The sequence below is a fragment of the Nostoc sp. ChiQUE02 genome, from assembly GCF_034531305.2.
Taxonomy (GTDB): domain Bacteria; phylum Cyanobacteriota; class Cyanobacteriia; order Cyanobacteriales; family Nostocaceae; genus Nostoc.
In genome coordinates this window covers 204391-224655 of sequence record NZ_JAVRBN020000005.1, presented here as the reverse complement: position 1 = coordinate 224655, position 20265 = coordinate 204391, and the positions used below count along the sequence as shown (strand labels likewise).

9 protein-coding genes and 1 pseudogene are annotated in these 20265 nt (G+C 41.1%); 6 read left to right on the top strand and 4 right to left on the bottom strand.

The window, feature by feature from the left end:
• Window positions 1-2 precede the first annotated feature (2 nt).
• The 3 genes and pseudogenes from RM347_RS07525 to RM347_RS07515 all read left to right on the top strand — a co-directional run bounded on the left by RM347_RS07525 (window position 3) and on the right by RM347_RS07515 (window position 2829).
• Window positions 3-515, top strand: a complete 513-nt coding sequence (locus RM347_RS07525; RefSeq protein WP_322719176.1) for a hypothetical protein — start codon at window positions 3-5, stop codon at window positions 513-515.
• Window positions 511-924 (top strand): annotated as a pseudogene (locus RM347_RS07520) (sensor histidine kinase); the annotation flags it as partial. The gene RM347_RS07525 and the pseudogene RM347_RS07520, both read left to right, overlap by 5 nt.
• A gap of 399 nt (window positions 925-1323) precedes the next feature.
• Window positions 1324-2829 (top strand): sensor histidine kinase, encoded by a 1506-nt coding sequence (locus RM347_RS07515; RefSeq protein ID WP_322719175.1) that lies wholly within the window; start codon window positions 1324-1326, stop codon window positions 2827-2829.
• A gap of 435 nt (window positions 2830-3264) precedes the next feature.
• Here the strand turns inward: RM347_RS07515 and RM347_RS07510 are convergent, their stop codons facing one another.
• From RM347_RS07510 to RM347_RS07495, 4 genes are all read right to left on the bottom strand, one after another.
• Window positions 3265-3960, bottom strand: a complete 696-nt coding sequence (locus tag RM347_RS07510) for a DevA family ABC transporter ATP-binding protein (protein WP_322719174.1) — start codon at window positions 3958-3960, stop codon at window positions 3265-3267.
• 23 nt (window positions 3961-3983) lie between these two features.
• Window positions 3984-5156 carry an ABC transporter permease DevC gene (devC, locus tag RM347_RS07505; protein ID WP_322719173.1) on the bottom strand — a complete coding sequence of 391 codons (1173 nt, stop codon included), beginning with the start codon at window positions 5154-5156 and terminating at the stop codon, window positions 3984-3986.
• Window positions 5157-5347: 191 nt separating this feature from the next.
• On the bottom strand, window positions 5348-6562 hold the full coding sequence (locus tag RM347_RS07500; RefSeq protein WP_322719172.1) for an ABC exporter membrane fusion protein: 1215 nt from the start codon (window positions 6560-6562) through the stop codon (window positions 5348-5350).
• A 555-nt stretch (window positions 6563-7117) separates the two neighbouring features.
• A complete protein-coding gene (locus RM347_RS07495; protein WP_322719171.1) occupies window positions 7118-7441 on the bottom strand; it encodes a hypothetical protein in 324 nt (107 codons plus the stop codon).
• Between the two features lie 768 nt (window positions 7442-8209).
• Between RM347_RS07495 and RM347_RS07490 the strand changes: the two genes are divergently transcribed.
• From RM347_RS07490 to RM347_RS07480, 3 genes are all read left to right on the top strand, one after another.
• Window positions 8210-8551: a hypothetical protein gene (locus tag RM347_RS07490; protein ID WP_322719170.1), complete on the top strand. Its 342-nt coding sequence runs from the start codon at window positions 8210-8212 to the stop codon at window positions 8549-8551.
• A gap of 736 nt (window positions 8552-9287) precedes the next feature.
• Window positions 9288-16607 (top strand): SDR family NAD(P)-dependent oxidoreductase, encoded by a 7320-nt coding sequence (locus tag RM347_RS07485; RefSeq protein WP_322719169.1) that lies wholly within the window; start codon window positions 9288-9290, stop codon window positions 16605-16607.
• A gap of 175 nt (window positions 16608-16782) precedes the next feature.
• Window positions 16783-20238, top strand: coding sequence for a type I polyketide synthase (locus tag RM347_RS07480; protein WP_322719168.1), 3456 nt, complete (start codon window positions 16783-16785; stop codon window positions 20236-20238).
• Window positions 20239-20265 lie beyond the last annotated feature (27 nt).

Genomic DNA, 20265 nt, shown 5'->3' with positions numbered 1-20265 from the left:
CAATGAAAATTAGTCAAAAATTAATTTCAGGTATTCTAGGAATGGCTACTCTTTCAGTAATTATTGGTGCGATTAGTGCTCATCAACAATTGAAGATAGCTAAGTATCTTGCTCAACAAGAGGCTGAAGAAGTTGCTGAACTACTGGGATATTTTGTAAGTCATGAGCTTGAATACCACGAAATGCGATCGCAAGATGAGATGCTAGCCCAGTTGCAAGAGCATGTTCAAGCACTACACAAGCAACATCAGCGCGATCTGGAAATCGTAGACCGCAATAAAATCATTCTGGCAGATGTAGTTGCCGAAGACATTGGTACGCGATTAGATCACGATCGCAATAATGAAGTTGGTAAAACTATTCATGATGGTATACCCAGAACATATATTGAGGACAGTCCTGAGTACCCAGATGGGATTCAATTGATTGCTGTTGCTTTTAAGACTAGGAAAGAGGAAACGATTGGTGCAGTAATTTTGGAATATACACCGCTTTATAAAACAGCCCTAGCCTAAGATTCAGTGTTTTGCAGGGCAACTGAATCAGGTATTTATGAACCTCTTGACAAATGCTATCGATGCTTTAGAAGAGTGTTTCCAAAAAGAACTTTGTCCAAATCCCTTGATTCGCATTTCTTCGGAACAGGTAAATGAAAATGCGATCGTTCGGATTGCTGATAATGGCCCAGGAATTCCAGAAGCAATCCAGTCGCGTTTATTTGACCCTTTTTTCACCACAAAACCAGTTGGTCAGGGGGCTGGTATGGGATTATCGATCAGCTACCAGATAATTACTGAAAAGCATGGTGGATCTTTGCAATGCATTTCATCATCGGGACAGGGTGCAGAGTTTGTCATTGCAATCCCGATTCGAGGCGTGAAATCAGCACAATTATCAATCTGCGATCGCCATGTCTGTCGTTAAAAGTCAGCGCGAGTGTTTTTCAACGAAGAGGCAGGGGGCAGAAAAGGGTTCGCTCCCGCCTGTTACCTTAGCTTCCCCTATGGTACAAAAACTACACTTGTCTGTTGTGGGGAACTCAGACCCATTTTCCCTCCTTCATTTCTGTGTCTTCATTTCCCCCTGCCCCTGCTCCCTGCCCCCTGCCCCCTGCTCCCTGCTCCCTGCTCCCTTGCCTCTTTTTCAGCCCATAACTGCGTAGGCGTAGCCCGTCGTAGACATCGCCCTTAGAGGGGAAATTGCGCCTGAATTGTTCGGTTCTACCACTGTCATCAGTACACAAATAGCTATAACCTCTTAGGTAGTAGTGAAATGTCTACCCTAGACGCTGTTAGTCGCTCTTGAATTAAGGGGTGAAAGCCTGTGTACAAATGGATATTGCCAAGTCTGAGCGAAATCTTGGCTGAAAATCAATCAAGTGTGGCTGAATGTTCACCTGCTAAAGCAGAGCGGCAGTGGCGTGTCAGCCTAGCAGCGACAGAACATTTGCTATTAAATACTTTAGCAGCTGCTTCAAGAGACACAACCCAAGGCTTAGTTTTAGCTGCACCAGCACCCTTATTTAGTCAGCCAAAACTGACTCAAAACTTACAAACAGTAACTTTTACGGCAAAACCATTTAATCCCTTGGCGCTGATGCCATTTCAGATGCCAGATGTAATGGCGTCTGTAAATGAAGAAATCGCTCCCCATGAATCGGTACTTTCCTTATTACCTGCCGATCCGTTGGGGGCAGAACAGTTTTGTTTGGTTTTCACAGATAAATTTAGATTAGTGCTGGTTTTAGCAACCCACAAAAACGGTAAAAAAACCTTTTCATTTTCTTTTGAGCCAGAGGTAGTGCAGCAGGCTTGGCGATCGCTAGGAGCAAGGGTAATGCTGGCTAATCCAGAATTTTTTGCCCGGCTGGATCAATTAGTACAACAGTATTCTCCGGTAACACCAGATTGTCGGATCGTGATTCAGTTTAGCCAATTGTTGCTTCAGGAATTAACAGAAGCAGAAGAGACTAAAGACTGTTTACTAGGAACTGGAGACAAGGGGGACAAGGAGAATAACCCATGCCCAATCCCCAATCCCCAATGCCCAATCCCCACTTGCTCTGAGCGAAGCCGAAGGGATGCCCAAACCCCAAATCCTGACGTGGAATTGCTGCAAGCCTTCGCTCACGAAGTCCGCACACCTTTAACAACTATTCGCACCATGACTCGCCTGCTACTGAAGCGGCGAGACTTAGATGCTAGCGTGATCAATCGTTTAAAAGTTATCGATCACGAGTGTACCGAGCAAATTGACCGCATGGAGTTGCTGTTTAAGGCAGCAGAATTGGAAACTACTGCTTCAGCGAAATCCTCAAAAACTCAACTCACACCGATGTCTTTAGATCAGGTGTTGCAGCAAAGCATTCCCCGTTGGGAACAAGCAGCGCATCGGCGGAACTTAACTTTAAATGTTGTTTTACCCCAGCAACTACCAACAGTGGTGAGCAATCCTACCATGCTGGATCAGGTACTCACTGGTTTGATGGAGAATTTCACTCGCAGTTTACCCTCTGGTAGCCATATCCAAGTACAAGTTATCCCGGCTGGAGATCAACTGAAGTTACAATTATCGCCCCAATTCAGATGCAAAGATTCAAGTAAAGCCACCACACCTGCAACGCCACCAATTCGCAAAGCGCTTGGTCAATTGCTGATGTTCCAACCGGAAACAGGTACGATTAGTTTGAATATTGCGGCAACCAAGCATTTGTTTCAGGCGATCGGTGGCAAACTGATTGTGCGCCAGCGTCCACAGTATGGCGAAGTTTTGACGATTTTCTTGCCTTTAGAAGTTAGCAATCAACAGAAACCAGGAGTCAGGAGTTAGTACAATCTGATTGTTAGGGTCAATTTGCAATAACCCCCTAGTAACTATTAAACCAATATCTTCCACTGGGTGATTTTCCAGCAGCATCTGAATAGATTGAAAGGGCTGGGGGCTATGGAACTGATAAAATCTACTTTGTAGGCTTCATGTCGCCCCTTAAGAATTTTTGACTGACCAGATAATAATGTCTTTATGTCATAGAAGAACAATTCTGTTACAAATTACGTTATTTATGTCTTGTTAATAGTCAGATGGGTTTAATATCATAGTTAAATATAAGTCTCCTTACACCACACTAAAAAGCCGTGAAAACCTTTAAATTTCCACGGCTTTTATTTTTTATGGGAGATAAAACCAGTAAATGATTTAGAAATTAGCTCATGGGTTTGTTTAACACCTTTCAACCCAAGGAAGTCAAACACGTCTCCATTTGAACTATGACAAAACTTCTTTCACCAGATAACCATCTTCCATATGAATTATCCGATCTGCAATATCTAAAATTCTGTTGTCGTGAGTAACCATTAAGATAGCACAATTCTGGTCTTTAGCTAGTTTCTGCATCAGGGTGACAACATCTCGGCCTGTCTTACTATCTAAAGCCGCTGTAGGTTCATCAGCTAAAACCAATTTGGGATGGCTTACTAAAGCACGAGCAATGGCTACCCGTTGTTTTTGTCCTCCAGAGAGATCGGATGGATAATAGTTAACTCTATTCTCCAATTTAACAGCATTGAGTATAGCTTCTGATTTGTTGCGAGCTTCTAATTCAGGAATATTTTTGTGTAATTCAAGTGACATTTGAACATTCTGTCTGGCTGTTAAGAAATCTAGTAAGTTGTGAGCTTGAAAAATATAGCCAATATGGCGACGTACTTTAACTAATTGCTGATTACTAGCTCCAGAAAGCTCCTGCTCGAGAAATTTCAGACTTCCTTCTTGGACAGAACGTAACCCACCAATTAAAGTCAGCAAAGTTGTTTTTCCTGAACCTGATGGTCCAGTCATAATCACAATTTCTCCATATTTGATATTAAAATTAATATCAAATAATATCTGACTTCGGATTTTTTTCTCTCCGAAGTAGTGATTAAGATTTTCTATGGTGACAATGAATTTTTGTTTTAACATTTTATTTATCCAATAAATTGAAGCTAAAAAATATCTGCTGGATCTACATTTCGGAGTTTATTTGTAGATAAAAAGCCAGAAGTCAAACACATTAGTGTTGCTGAAATTAATACTAAAATTGCTTTATCTGTAGTCATCATAACTGGTAACTTAGTAGCATTTTTTGACACATCATATAGGGCAATAGATATAGCCAAACCCGGAACATAACCTAGAGATGCTAAGATTAAAGCTTGTTGAAAAACCACACTTAATAAGTAATTGTTTTTGAATCCCATTGCTTTTAAGGTTGCATATTCAGTTAAATGGGTAGAAATATTACTATAAAGTATTTGATAAACAACGATTACACCAACAACAAACCCCATTAACACCATCAGATTAAACACAAATCCAATAGGTGTTCTCAGAGACCAATAGGCTTTTTCCAAAGCAATAAAGTCTTTGCGGGTAATAACTCTTACGTCTTTGGGTAACTTGGCTGATAAATCTGCTAAAACTTTTTGTGGGTTAACACCAGGTTTAAGCTTAATTAAGCCTATATCTATTTTTTGTACCGGACGATCTTGAAATATCCGGAGGAAAGTTGAAGAACTAACGATTAAATTTCCATCAACACCAAATGAAGGTCCTAGCTTAAATAAGCCACCAATTTTAACTCTGTAACCAACTAATCCAGTATAGCTGAATATTTCAACTTTTATAACTTTTCCTTGCTCAAAATCTTTAGCGATCGCACCAAATTCTGGTCGAGAATCTCGGTCAAATAAAACAACATTAGGAATTCTGATTAAATTGAGTTTTTCATCGATATCAGGAAACTTAAAAATTGATTTAACTGGGTCAAATCCAAGTACGTATAGCGGGAATTTTAGACCATTTTTAGGATTTTTGAATTTAGCAAATTGCACATATAAAGGGCTAACAGATTCTACACTATTAAAACCTAATATTTGATATAAATTTGAACGATAAAAGCTTTGATTTGATGTTAGAGATTTATATTGAGCACTGATTAAAAATAAGTCTCCTTCCAGATTTTTATGCAACTGCGTAGCACTGTCATAAAGGGCAGCTTGGAAACCAATTTGCATAAACATTAGAACTGCAACAAAAGCAATTCCAGCTAAAGCTACAAGAAAGCGAATTTTTTGTCGGGCTAGTTGTAGCCAGGCTAAGGGAATATTGAGAATCATTTAGTAAACCTCAAGGATATATATTAGGCTAAATTGAGAAAAAATTACTTGTTTAAATCCAGATTATTTTGCGTAGATTCATTACGAACTATTTAGCGATCGCGGATCATTTTGTAATTAATTATGGCGTAGCAAATCATGAATAATTAGCAGGTAGAGTAGAGAGGTTTAATAACCTTAAAAAACTTTTATTAATGATTTGGAGTATAAATAATTACTTCTACCTGCAAATCAGTAAATCCAGCGATTTGCTGGTTATCTTCTAGATTGTCAATACGAATTTTTACATCAACTATTTTGTTATCTGTATCAGCTTGAGGATTGCTATTAAAGATATTTTGTTTGCCAATTTGCAAACCAATATCTGCAACTTTTCCTCGTAATTTACCTGGTAAAGCATCGCTAGTAATAATGGCCGACTGACCTATACGTACTTTTTTAATATCAGTTTCATAGACTTCTGCTACTACATACATTTGTTGTGTGCGGCCTAAATCAGCTATTCCTGTAGTACCGATAATTTCTCCAGGCCAAGCATTAATTTTCATGATTTGCCCGGTTATGGGCGATCGCACAATACTTAAATCCCACTCTGCCTTAGCCTGGTTCACTGAGGCTACTGCACTTTCGACATCAGCTTGGGCTGCTGCTATATCGGTAGGACGAACCTCAGCAATACTCTTGAGTCTGGCTTTCGCCTCGGTTAACTGCTTTTGAACAGTTTCTATAGTGCGGTTGAGAGAAGCTTTAGCTTCATTGAGTTGCTGTTGAACTGTATCTACCCGCAAACGTTTAGTATCTGCGTCGGAGGCTGAAACTGCACCGTCTTTGTATAACTGCTGATATCGCTGATTTTCACTCTCAGCATTCCGCCACTCAGCCTCTAAGCGAGCGATCGTCGCTTGTTGGGCAGAAGTTTCTCCACGCAACTCAGCTTCTAAACGAGCAATGGTTGCTTTTTGTGCAGAGATATCTCCGGCTTTTGCGCCAGCTTTTACCTGATTAAGACTAGCTTGGGCAACTAGGACTTGTTGCTGGGCTTTTTCGAAGGCTGCAAGACGGGGAAAGTAACTGTCTAGAATTGCAACTACTTGCCCCTGTCTCACCCGATCTCCTTTATTTACCATGAGTTTTGTCACCCTTACACCCCCTTGGGATTCTGGGGCCGACAGACGAATAACCTCTCCTTGAGGTTCTAAACGTCCTAAAGCAGAAATAGCAGTCATTTTAGATGAACTACTTGGAGTAGGTAGAGGCTGCACTTTCGAGGACAACTTAAATCTCGAAAAGCTATAGAAAGTAACGGCACTAGTAGCTACAGCCATAGTAGTTGCTAACATGACCGGCCACCAACCTAAAGGTTTGATGAATGGTTTTATGAATGATTGTTTTTGTTTTTGTACCATAATTATCTCTTCCAAGTTAGCGATATCTGATCACAAGGCGCTGCCGAATTAGTCAGAAACAGCAGAGATGAAAGTAGACCTAAAAGATAGAGCAGAATATAAAGTGCACTTTATTTGAATTGCCTGATTATGTCGGATCTAAATTCTTGATAAAAGGAAAGTTGGGAGGATATAACTCTTGAAAGAGTATCCATCAATCAATACGCTTTGGTTAAAACTTGCTCCACTCTACCCTCCTGTTTAACAAGGGAATTAAACCCCCCTTTTGAAGGACACCCTGTACACAAGTCGGAAAACCTTATTGACATTGGCTTGAATCTGATAGGGTGCGTTATAAACTAATGTCCATAACGCACCGGAAATCTGGAATGGTACGTTAGCCTACGGCATAACACACCCTTGCATTACTGGGTTTTTAGGACTTGTGTGTACACCGTAGCTTTTTGAAGGGGGGTGGGGATTTTCCGAAGCCAGATATCACTAACATCAATTCGTTAGTAGAATCAACTTGCGGTATAATCATTTGATACTTTAGGCATCTAGTCAGAGATAGCTTTATTTGTTTAGCACTACCTCTTTTTTACTTTTAACGATCGCCAAGTATTCGCTGCGAGTGCCATCTATCCGATAGTGGTCGCAAATTTGACAGAGTTTTAAGATATCTAATCGACTAAATACTTTTTGATGCTCGATTCCGTTGTCATTTCTCCACCGCCAGAAAGTTGTCCGGTCAATACGGCGATTACTTTCAGGCCATCTTCGTCGGGATAAAAAATCTACCAGTTCCTCTTCATAAAACGAGTAGCCTTTTGGTAATTTCAGGAGTTCTTCTCTTAACTCAATTAGCGGGATGAGTGGATCTAGCTCAGATAGTCTCATGCCAGCAAGCCCTTATATTTTCGTGACAGTCAAATTATGCAGAACGCTTCGTACAACACGGTTAATCGTATTAAATCGCATTATCATACTGTGCGTTTATGAATGTATAGAGTGACAGCTAATCAGGTGAATTTATATTTATATTAACCCTGTTGATGTATCTCTTTGCGTTCTTAAACAAACAGTATTGAATTAGATTATTTAATCACTTACGATAAACCGATTGATACTCAATTGCAACCTATATGCAACATTATTGATAATGAATAACTAGCAATAAGCTGGATATAAAATATGGATAATATTTGCAATTGTCTCCCACTTTTAAACACTGTTATGTTTCCGCTATTACTCAGCATCTCAAAATAAGTCTTGAGTTTGTGATGGATCTTTTGTCCGTAAGAATTTTTCATGCTTCAGATATAATTGCTAGTGGTTATTGTTACATTGTGACAAATTGATTCTTTTGCAATAAGAATTTTTTAAAAAATTAGCTTATTGATTAATGCATAATTTCTTAAAAAAATAAATCAACTTTCGGATAGATGTAAAAGCCATAGCAGTAATTCATAGATACCCGCCTTATTAAAAAGCTTGGGTATTTGTGTCTTTAAATACGCAAATAAATTATATACAGTCCAACCGGGTTGATAAATTAATACTTTTATTGGCAAATACTAAAGTCAACAATGATGAATTAAAGTAAGATATATGCAATTTGTATGCAATTTATAAAATGTATTTTTACTATATGACATACTAATTGAAATGAGTTTTAATAGTTATGTGAGTGACAGCGATCGCCCTCCAAAGACCCTAGATAAAATGAAACTACAGCGATTCATGCTCTCATTGCCAAGCTTTGATAACCAGCGACTGATTTTTCATGCAGCTCGCCAGACCCTTCGCAAAGCTGAAATGGCCCGCGTTGCGGTGCGTGAATGGCTCAATCAACATGATTGTGAGCTAGAAGAGTGGAAAACCAAAAAAGCTTCTGAGTTGGGAATTAGTATTAGTAGACTTGAGCAAAAGCTATTAGCTGCTGCTCAACATCAGCCGATAACTAGTAAAGAAGATGACAATTCCAATCCAGAAGAGGATTCTGTATAAGTTAATGTGTAGATTCTGATTCACTTACCCAATAATAGCTAGCAAATGTGTAACCAAAAATATAGTACTGTTAATTTAAAGTTGTCTAAAAGATTCTGTTTTAGAACATTTCATTTGGCGACGCTTATCTCGTCGTATGTAAGTTGCATATCAATTGTAATGCAGAGGCAACTAGTCTAAGATTAAGTTCAAGCTACAGTTGATAGGATAACACGGAGTAGGATAAGTTTTCTGGATGAAACTATCCAAGCTAAAACCGATCAACAACCAGGGCTATTTCATTCTCATCTAGTCCGCCTCAGGATAAATTCTCAGTCTAATAGCGAAAGTCGTCTAAAGACGGCTGAGAAAAGGTTATAGTCTGTTTTAACGGACTATACGTTATTAGCCTGAAATTTGAGTGAGTTCTGAGCAGTTTATATTTAGAAGAAAATAGATAGCCCTGGATTAATCACTTATGTTTTAACGTTGAAGCCATCTCTAATTTAAAGAGATTTTTAGATGCGTGAAATACTGCACTAAAGAAGTCGTAATTATATATTTAGACTTCAGAATATCGCCATTACAATCTCTTACAGCCTGGTTTTTGACTCTTGAATCCTCAACTCCAAGCATATCATTCATCATCTATAACTCCGATTCTGTCTAAAAGCTAATCGCGTTCTATCTTATTTGTAGAGGTAATAATTTTATAAAAATCTCTACATCTTACAAATCCAATAGTAAAGATAAAGTCATGGCTGCTTCTAGAATTGAAGCTGTTTTGGCACAGTTGCAAGAAGAAGTGAGCAATTGTGAACAGGCTCTAATCAAGCTCATACAGGGGAAAAAAGTTATGGTTGAAAATGCACCAGTAACCAGCACAATAAATACACAGCGGCAAAAAACCGACATTGCGATTATCGGGATGGCTTCTATATTTCCCCAATCGAAAAATTTACAGGAATATTGGGAAAAAATTATTCACAAAGTTGATTGTATTACTGATATTCCCGCCTCGCGTTGGAATGTAGAGGATTATTACGATCCTAATCCCAGAACACCTGATAAAACCTATTGCAAAAGAGGCGGATTTATCCCGGATGTCAATTTCAATCCTATGGAATTTGGGTTGCCACCTAACAGCCTAGAAGTCACAGACATTTCGCAATTGCTAGGTTTGATTGTTGCCAAAGCAGCGATGGAAGATGCCGGTTACGCCGAATCTCGCCAGTTCAATCGCGATCGCATTGGTGTAATCTTAGGTGTGGCACTAGGTAGGCAATTGGCAGTTCCACTGACTGCGAGAATGCAGTACCCAGTTTGGGAAAAAGTCCTCAAAGGCAGTGGCTTATCCGATGAAGATACACAAAAAATCATCGAGAAAATTAAAAGTGCATATGTGCAGTGGGATGAGAACGCCTTCCCCGGTATGCTGGCAAATGTAGTTACAGGAAGAATTGCTAACCGCCTAGATTTGGGCGGGACTAACTGTGTAGTAGATGCCGCCTGTGCGAGTTCATTAGGTGCTCTCAAAATGGCAATTAGTGAGCTAATTGAGCATCGAGCCGATATGATGATCACTGGCGGAGTTGACACCGACAACTCAATCATGGCCTACATGTGTTTCAGCAAAACTCCTGCTGTTTCCCAAGGTGAGAATGTCAAACCATTCGATGCAGAATCTGATGGGATGATGTTGGGTGAAGGTGTGGGAATGTTAGTCCTGAAGCGCCTTGAGGATGCTGAACGAGATCAAGACCGAATCTATGCAGTCATCAAAGGTATTGGCACTTCTAGCGATGGCCGCTATAAAAGCATCTATGCACCGCGTCCGGAAGGTCAAGTCAGAGCCTTGCATCGTGCTTACGAAGATGCCGGATTTTCGCCTGCAAGCGTTGGTTTGATTGAAGCACACGGTACTGGCACTATGGCTGGCGATCCAGCCGAATTCTCGTCTATAAAAGAAGTTTTTGGCGAAAATAATCCCAAAAAACAACATATTGCCCTGGGAACTGTCAAATCGCAGATTGGACATACAAAAGCGGCTGCGGGTGCGGCGAGTTTGATCAAAACGGCTTTGGCTTTACACCACAAAGTATTACCAGCCACAATTAACGTCACCAAACCGCATCCTAAATTAGATATTGATAGCTCCCCATTTTATTTAAATACGGAAACCAGACCTTGGATTAGTGCTGATGACCAGCCAAGACGTGCAGGGGTGAGTTCTTTTGGCTTTGGTGGCACAAATTATCACGTCGTTTTGGAAGAATACACAAGTCAACATCAGCAACCTTATCGTTTACACAAACCTTCGCAGCCGGTCTTGCTATTTGCGTCAACGCCTGAAGAATTGTTGTCGCGTGCTCAAGAAATTGGACAGCAATTGCAATCTGATACGGGAGAGCAACTTTACACAGAATTGATTTCGGCGTCTCAATCTTTAGAAATTCCGATCGCAAATGCCAGACTAGGGTTTGTTGCTGATTCTCTCACCCAAGCTTGCGACTTATTACAAACAAGTATTGAGTTGCTAAGAAACAAGCTGCAAGCAGAATCCTGGGAACATCCCCAAGGAATTTACTACCGCAAAACTGGCATAGTTACAGAGGGGAAGGTGGTTGCCCTATTTTCCGGGCAAGGTTCGCAATATTTAGAGATGGGTCGGGAACTCGTAATTAACTTCCCTGACTTGGGAGAGACCTATGCTCAAATTGATAGCCTTTTACGCCAAGACGGTTTGCAGCCCCTTTCGGAGGTTATTTTCCCTAACCCTGTCTTCGATTTAGATCAAAAGACTGCCCAGATGAAAGTGTTGCAGCAAACAGAATATGCACAGCCGGCAATTGGGGCTTTTAGCGCTGGTCTGTACAAGATATTGCAACAAGCTGGGTTTAAGCCAGATTTTGTCGCCGGACATAGCTTTGGAGAACTTACTGCTCTTTGGGCTGCGGGAGTTTTAAGTGAAAAAGATTACTTTTTCTTGGTCAAAGCCAGGGGTCAAGCGATGGCTGCACCAAAAGATCCCGAATTGGATGCGGGAGCCATGCTGGCGGTGAAAGGGGATGTCAATCAGGTTACAGAACTCATTCAGAATTTCCCGCTAGTTACCATTGCTAACTTGAATTCTCCAAATCAAATGGTGTTAGCAGGGACAAAAGCTGAAATTGCCAATGTAAAGGAGGCTCTGAAAACTCAAGGATTCTCTAGCATCTTGCTGGGAGTTTCCGCAGCCTTTCACACTCCACTAGTGGCTTATGCACAGCAACCCTTTGCCAGAGCAATTGAGAAAGTTACTTTCAACGAGCCACAAATCCCGGTTTACACCAATGTGACTGGAAAGCGTTACCCAAATGAACCGCAAGTTATTCAAAAAGTCCTCAAAGAACACCTGAAGAATCAGGTGCTATTTAAGCAGGAAATTGAAAATATTTATGCTGAAGGCGGTTACTGCTTCATTGAATTTGGGCCGCGAAGCGTTCTCACCAACTTGGTAAAAGATATTCTTAGCGATCGCCCGCATTTAGCTGTAGCTTTAAATACCAGCCATCTCAAAGATAGCGATCGCACTTTGCGGCAAGCTGTTATCCAGTTGCGCGTTGCTGGATTACCTTTGCAAAACTTAGACCCTTATCAACTGGAGTACAAAATCCCCGAAGTTTCTCCAAATAAGCTCTTGAATGTCCGCTTAAATAGCACCAACTATGTATCAGAAAAAACAAAGCAGTCCTTTGAAAAAGCTATGCAAAATGGGCATCAAGTGAAATTGACTGTTGCTAACGGTAATCAACCAGCAAGACCTCAACCAACAGAGAAAGTCGCAGTCAATGGTCAATCCCCAGTTGCGAATGGCAATAAACCAGCAACAGCTAGCCCCTCTCAACCAACAGAGAAAGTCACAGTCAATGGTCAATCCCCAGTTGCGAATGGCAATAAACCAGCAACAGCTAACCCCTCTCATCCAACAGAGAAAATCGCAGTCAATGGTCAATCCCCAGTTGCGAATGGCAATAAATCTCACTCAGCAACAGTTAACCCCTCTCATCCAGCAGAGAAAGTAACAGTCAACGGTGGAGTGAAATCTGTGCAGAATGGGCAATTAGACCAACTGGATCTCAAGTCTTTGCAACCTAGTCCAGAACTTCCTCTGAGTTACCTAAGAGCTATAGACAATTTAGAGTACACATTAATAGAGTTCAATCGCCATCAACATGAAATTTTGCAGGTTCATGAACAATCTTTAAACCATCAGACAGAATATACCAAAACCTTTTTCCAACTCATGCAGCAACAACATGCGTTGTGGGGAAGTGGTAAATTCAGCGAGCCACAAACACAAACACAGCAACTAGTAGTTTCCAGTTCAGAGCGCAGCATCATGCGGTTTCACGACCATCAAACTGACAGCCTCCGCATTCATGAGCAATATCTGAACCATCAGCAAGAATACACTAACAACTTTTTTCAATTGCTCCAGCGACATTATGAACAGTCGCCCAGCAATACCACTCCCCAGAGTCTGATACCGCCGATCAACTATCAACCTAGTCCAGTAGCTCCACCACCCCAAGAGAATAACCCTGTTCTGGAGACTGCATCAGTTGCTTTACCGAGTAACGGATTTGCCACTAAATCTGAGCCAGTTTCAACTAATGGTAACGGCACAAATGGTAATGGCGCACATCATGAAGCAGCAGTTCTTGATATTACTCCAGTAGAGGAGAATAATACTGCAACTGTAGCCTTTGTACCCTCAGCACCCACAGCACCCGCAGCACCTCCAGAACCAGTATCACCTCCAGAACCAGTATCACCCGTACCCCCAGCAGTAATCATTGATCAAGCGACCCTGAGTCAAACTCTGATTAACGTCGTTAGTGATAAAACTGGTTATCCAACAGAGATGTTAGAGCTGACGATGGATATCGAGGCAGATTTGGGGATTGATTCCATCAAACGTGTGGAAATTCTAGGAGCGTTGTTAGAACTATACCCCGATTTGCCCAAGCCGAATCCAGAAGAAGTGGGACAGCTACGCACCCTCGGTCAAATAGCTGAGTATATGGGGAAAATTGCATCAGAAATCTCAGCAGCAATACCTGCGGCGGCGGGCTTGCCTAACGCACCAGTGGTTGGAGCAGGGGAAGCAGAGGAGCAGAGGAGCAGAGGAGCAGAGGAGCATAAAGAAACTAGCAACGAGTCTTTTCCCTCTGCCTCTTTATCCCCAGTTCCATCAATTGACTTAGCAGATCCAGAGTTTGCTAACATTGTGCTCAACGTCGTTAGTGAAAAGACAGGCTACTCGACGACGATGTTAGATTTCTCAATGGATCTTGAGACAGATTTGGGAATTGATGGCGTCAAACTGGTGGAAATTTTGGGAGCGTTGCTAGAGCTATACCCAGATTTACCCAAGCTGAATTCAGAAGCATTGGCTCAATTACATACCCTCGGACAAATTGTTGCATATATAGAAAAGGGACTAGGGACTGAGAAAGAAGCAGGGGAGCAGGGAGCAGGGAGCAGAGGAGAAGAGTTTTCTTCAATACCTAATTCCCAATCCCGAATTCTTCGCTCTCCTGTCAGACTCAAATATCTTCCCGAACCTGATGCTTTAGATTTCACGTTACCTGAGCAGCATATCGCCTTGCTTACTGATGATGGTTCTCTAACCACGGCGAAACTAGCTGAGACTTTGTTAAAGCGCGGCTGGAAAACCGTTGTCTTAACTTTTCCTGCAACCGTGATTCCTAAGCAATCTGCTTTACCTGAAGGGATTAACCGTGTGGTGCTTGCAGATTTGAGCGAGGAGCATTTGCAAGAACAGTTAACAGCGATCGCTATTAACTATGGCCCGATCGCCGCGTTTATCCATCTGAATCCCTCCACTCACGAAGATACAAGCAATAATGTCCGCTATCTGGAATCAGAAAAAGCTATTCTTCGCCACGTCTTTCTGATCGCCAAATATCTCAAAGAACCACTCAATCAAGCAGCACTTCAAGGACGCAGTAGTTTTGTAACTGTGGCTCGTCTGGATGGCGAATTCGGACTAGGACAAAAAACTAACTTTGGTGCAATTGGTGCTGGACTATTTGGACTCACCAAAAGTTTGAACCAGGAATGGGAATCTGTATTTTGCCGAGCGATCGACCTCAGTCATGATTTAGATGCTGAAACATCAGCACAGCATATTCTCGCCGAACTTCACGACCCCAATCTATTGGTTGTAGAAGTGGGATACGGTTCACAAGGACGAGCAACCTTAATCTGTGAACAGGAAGAACAAAAAAACACAAAGCAGGAACTAGAGGGAATCCCTTTTGCACCCAGCACCCTTTCCTCCAACCTTTTTCCCATCCCCAATCCCCAATCTCAGGTATTTCTCGTAACTGGCGGTGCGAAAGGGATAACGGCTCAGTGTGCGATCAAATTAGCGCAACGTTATCAATGCAAATTTATCTTGGTAGGTCGTTCCGCCGCCGATCCTGAACCTGTGTGGACTGAAGGCTACTTGAGTGAAGCTGATTTGAAAAAACGGATTATGGAGGATTTCTTCGCCAAAGGCGAAAAACCCACACCTGCAATGGTGCAGAAAAAGTTTAACGCTATTTCATCTAGTCGGGAAATTGCCACAACCCTACAAGCCATTAAGCAGGCGGGTGGACAAGCTGAATATTTGAATGTTGATGTGACTGATGTGATCGCTCTTAAGGAACAAGTTGCTAATGCAGTTAAGCGTTTCGGCCCGGTAACAGGAATTATTCACGGGGCTGGTAACCTAGCTGATAAGCGGATTGAGAAAAAATCAGTCCAAGATTTTGAAACAGTTTACACTGCCAAAGTTAAAGGTCTAGAAAACCTGTTGCGGTGTGTACCACCCAATCAATTGAATTATTTAGTCCTGTTTTCTTCTGTAGTTGGTTTCTACGGTAATGTGGGACAGACAGATTATGCGATCGCTAATGAAATTCTCAACAAATCAGCCCACCTTGTCAAACTCAACCATCCCCATTCTCATGTAGTAGCGATTAATTGGGGCCCTTGGGATAGTGGTATGGTTTCTCCGGAATTAAAGCAAGCTTTTGCTGAACGAAACATCGAGACTATTCCGATTGACATTGGCACTGAAATGTTAGTTAATGAATTAGCTAGCGCAAATCAACAAACTGTGCAAGTTGTAATTGGTAGCCCCTTGGTTTATATCCCCGAAAAGTTACCAAGGGAGTTAAGAAGTTTTCGTATCCAACGGCAACTAACATTAGCAGCTAATCCATTTTTGCAAGACCATGTAATAGCTGGTTATCCAGTTCTGCCAGCAACTTGCGGACTATTATGGATTGCTAACGCCTGCGAACAAATCTATCCTGGTTACAAAGCCTTCAGTTGTACAAATTATAAAGTTTTGAAAGGACTAATCTTTGATGAAAATTTGGCAACTGAATACACTTTAGAATTGCAAGAAGTTGCTAAAAATGATATTAATGAGATAGATTTTGATGCCAAAATTTGGAGTAAAACTCCAGAAGGAAAAATCCGTTATCATTTTAGTAGCCAGATGAAACTGAAGCGGGAAGCTCCTAGTGCCCCTACACACGAATTTCTGAATTTAAGGCAGGATAATAGAATCATCGCTACTACTTCATCACTTTATCAAAATGGGGCAGCTAGCTTGTTTCACGGACTTAGTTTTCAAGGCGTAAAATCTGTCTTAAATGCCAGTCTGGACAAGATTACTATAGAATGCTATTTGCCGGAGCCTGGAGAAAGACAACAAGGACAGTTCCCAGTTCAAACATTTAATCCCTACATTGCAGATGTGCAGATTCATGCATTTTGGATTTGGGCACAGCATTTTTATCAGGTAGCTTGTTTACCTTCAGAAATCAAAATATTTGAACAGTTTGAAGCTGTCCCCTTTGATGAAACATTTTATGTTTCTTGTGAAATAAAATCCAAGACAGAATCGGGTTTAGTCGTGGATGTTATTGCCCATAATTCACAAGGACAAATATATACCCGAATGCTTGGAGCAAAGGGAACTATTTTACCCAAGCAATTAGATGAAATTTAAGTAGGAATCAGCCTAACTTCTCATATCATGTGGAAAAGCCTCCTAACCCCCAGGTAAAAAATTCAAAGTCTCTCTCCTTTTAGGAGAGAGATTTAGAGAAAGGTTTTCCTGAGACCGTAAAAAATCAGGAAATCAGCAACTGAAGAATGTATACATCAGCTTGAGGAGATAGGTGATGGAAGAATTTGCAAAAAATAAAACTCCTAAAATAGCGATTGTGGGAATGGATTGTTATTTAGGTGGCGGCTGCAAAGGATTAGATGCCTTTGAACGCTGTATTTATGAAGGAACTCAGCATTTTATTTCCATACCTCCTCAGCGATTACAAGCAATAGAAGCACAAGAAAAGTTGCTGAAAGACTATGGTTTTAGCGATAGTGTATTCCCATTAGGCGCATACATTAAAGATTTTGAAATTGATCCTTTACATTTGGAAATTCCACCAGAAGAAGTAGACAATTTTAAACCTCAAGAACTGTTGATGCTTCAGGTAGCTGATAATGCTCTCAAAGATGCGGCACTTCCTCAAGGGGCAAGAATAGCAATTATTATTGCTACTGCTACAGAAGTGACTCTGGAGCAACTTCCAAAAACAGAGCAACTAGAAGACATTGAATATCCAAGTTACATCGAAAACGGACTGGCTAATTATATTTCCAAACTGTGGAATTTCGCTGGACCTGCATTCACATTAATTGCCAAACAAAATACTGTTTTCAAAGCCTTGGAGCTTGCACAAAAGCTACTCGCAATCAAAGAAGTAGATGCCGTTTTGGTCGGTGCAATTGAGCTTGCTGGGGATGGCGCTAGTGTTTTACAACGAAATCAAATAGCAAAAGTTAACACGGGCGTGAATACTCTCAGTTACGATCGCAATGCCAATGGCTGGATAGTAGGCGAGGGTGCAGCGGCTGTAGTATTGAAGCTCCACGAAACAGCAAAACAAGAGAACGATCGCATATATGCAACGATTGATGCTCTCAGTCTCGTGAAAAATTCAACAAATCACGTCCCCAGCCCCCAATCCCCAAATGCGGTAACACAAGTTTGTCAACAAGCTTTTCATCTTGCAGATATCAAACCAACAGATATTAACTATTTGGAAGTTGTTGGTAGTGGAATTCCTCAGCAAGATGACTCAGAAATTCAAGGTTTGCTCACAGCTTACCGCACATCTGAACAAGAAGCAGGGGGGAAGGGAGCAGGGGGCAGGGGGAATGCTCCTTCTCCCCTGCCGCGAAACGAAGTCGAGCAAGCTTTAAGTGGTTCTCGTTCAGACGGGGATTGTACCTCGACTGAACATCCCCCTGCTCCCCTGCCTCTTCTTGAACCAAATTTAACTTGTGCGATCGGTAGCGTCAAAGCCAATATTGGTCATACTTATGCTGCATCGGGACTAGTCAGTCTGGTTAAAACAGCACTCTGTTTATATCACCGCTACATCCCCGCAGTTCCCCAGTGGTCTGGACCAAAAATACCAGAGATTTGGCAAGATAGTCCCTTTTATGTCGCTTTTGAATCAAAACCCTGGTTTTTAGAAAAAGGAGCCACTAAAAGAATAGCTGCGATTAATGGGATAGAGATAGATGGGAGTTATGCACATTTAATTTTGTCAGAGGAACCAAATCAGAGAGATCGCAGCAGCAGATATTTAGAGCAAATGCCTTATCATGTGTTTGCGATCGCAGCTGACGATCAATTAACTCTATTAGACGAAATTCGCACACTTGAGCAAACTATTCAAAACTCTTCTTCCCTATCTGCCGCTGCTAGACAGACTTTTACAGCTTTTCAACAGCGTCAACAGGCAACTTATGCTCTAGCAATTCTCGGACACAATCAAGATGAATTGCTGCGGGAAATTCAGCACTCTCTCAAGGGTATTGCCAATGCCTTCGAGACAGGGAAAGACTGGCAAAGTCCTCTCGGTAGCTATTTTACGGCAAAACCACTGGGTCAAAGAGGTAAAGTTGCTTTCGTTTACCCAGGTGCCTTTAGTGCTTATATCGGTCTTGGTCGAAATCTGTTTCGCTTATTTCCTCAACTTTACGATGATCCGTTCATCAGAAGCATCTACAATCGTGTTGCCAACGTCGAAAAACTTATTTACCCTCGAAGCTTAGGAAAATTGTCAACTAGGCAATTAGAAGCTCTTGAGCAGCAATTGCTCAAAGATTCAGTAGCAGTACTCGAATCAGAAATGGCCTGTGCTGGACTGATGACAGCAATTCTGAAAAATTATTTCCAACTCAAGCCCCAATCTGCTTTTGGTTATAGCTTGGGCGAAATTAGCATGATGTTGGCTCAAGGTGTCTGGACTGAGTTTCAAGAAGGTAGTGAGGGCTTTAACTCATCATCTCTGCTGAAGACAAGGCTATCTGGCCCCAAAAACGCTGTGCGCGAATGTTGGGGATTACCTCAAGGACAGAATGAACAAGGTGAAGATTTTTGGCGCAACTATATTCTCATGTGTCCAATATCGCGTGTTCAGGAAGCTATCAAAGGTGAAAAACACGTCTATTTGCCTTTAATTAATACTACAGAAGAAGTTGCGATCGCGGGTGAAATCCAAGCCTGCCAGCGAGTGATTACCAACCTAAATTGTAATGCTTTTTCTGCTCCCTTCACCCATGTCATTCATTGCGAGGCAATGCGCTCTGAATACGATGAACTTGTGAGATTAAATACATTACCTACACAAAACGTCCCAGAGACTATTTTTTATTCTGCATCTGAGTATAAACCCATTGCCATTGACAGCCATTCTATTGCTCACAACATTGCTCAAAATCTCTGTCAACAGCTTAATTTTCCTCAGCTAATTAACTGCGTCTATGAAGATGGCTTCAAAATCTTCATCGAAGTAGGTGCCGGTAGTAACTGTTCCAGATGGATTGATAAAACCCTCAACGCAAAAGAACACATCACAGTGTCTCTTAATAAAAGAGGTGTAGACGATCATACTTCTATTATCAAAGCCTTAGCAAAACTCCTCAGTCATCGGGTTGGTCTGGATTTATCGCCACTATATTCTCAAGAGGCAGAAATTTCCCACCAAAGCAAATCTACGCTGAGAACTATAACCTTAAACTGTCACAAGATTAGTTACATATCTTTGAACCATAAAAATCAAGAAATACTTCAAGATATATCTTTTAGCTATCCCACAAGCACTGTTCATCAACAGCAGTATAACCTACCAGATTTCAAGGAATTAGCACAAATGAATTCTTCTTTATTTCAAAATACAATCACAACTCCTGTCAATATCTCTAAAAATATAGAAAATTTCCCAGAGCAAGGAAATATTAAAAAGGGTAGCGAATCTGCTCGACTATTACTCAAAGAGCGTAATTTGGAAACTTTAGAGAAATCAGAAAATAACGAAATTTGGGCAACAGAAGCAGAAAATTATCAATCAATTCTAACTTCTAGTTTGACAACTGACCATATTATTGATGAACCGCATTTTCTAAATTTACATAGCCCTTACTATCAAAAGCTGAGTGAAAATGCTTCCCGTATGACTAAAGCCCATGCTGTATTTTTACAAGCGCGACAGGAGTCTCTAAAGCAAATCAGCGCCATAATTCAGTTGCAAACGGCTTGTTACCAAAGGTTATTTGAATAAAATCTAAATTTTCATACTTTTATTCAG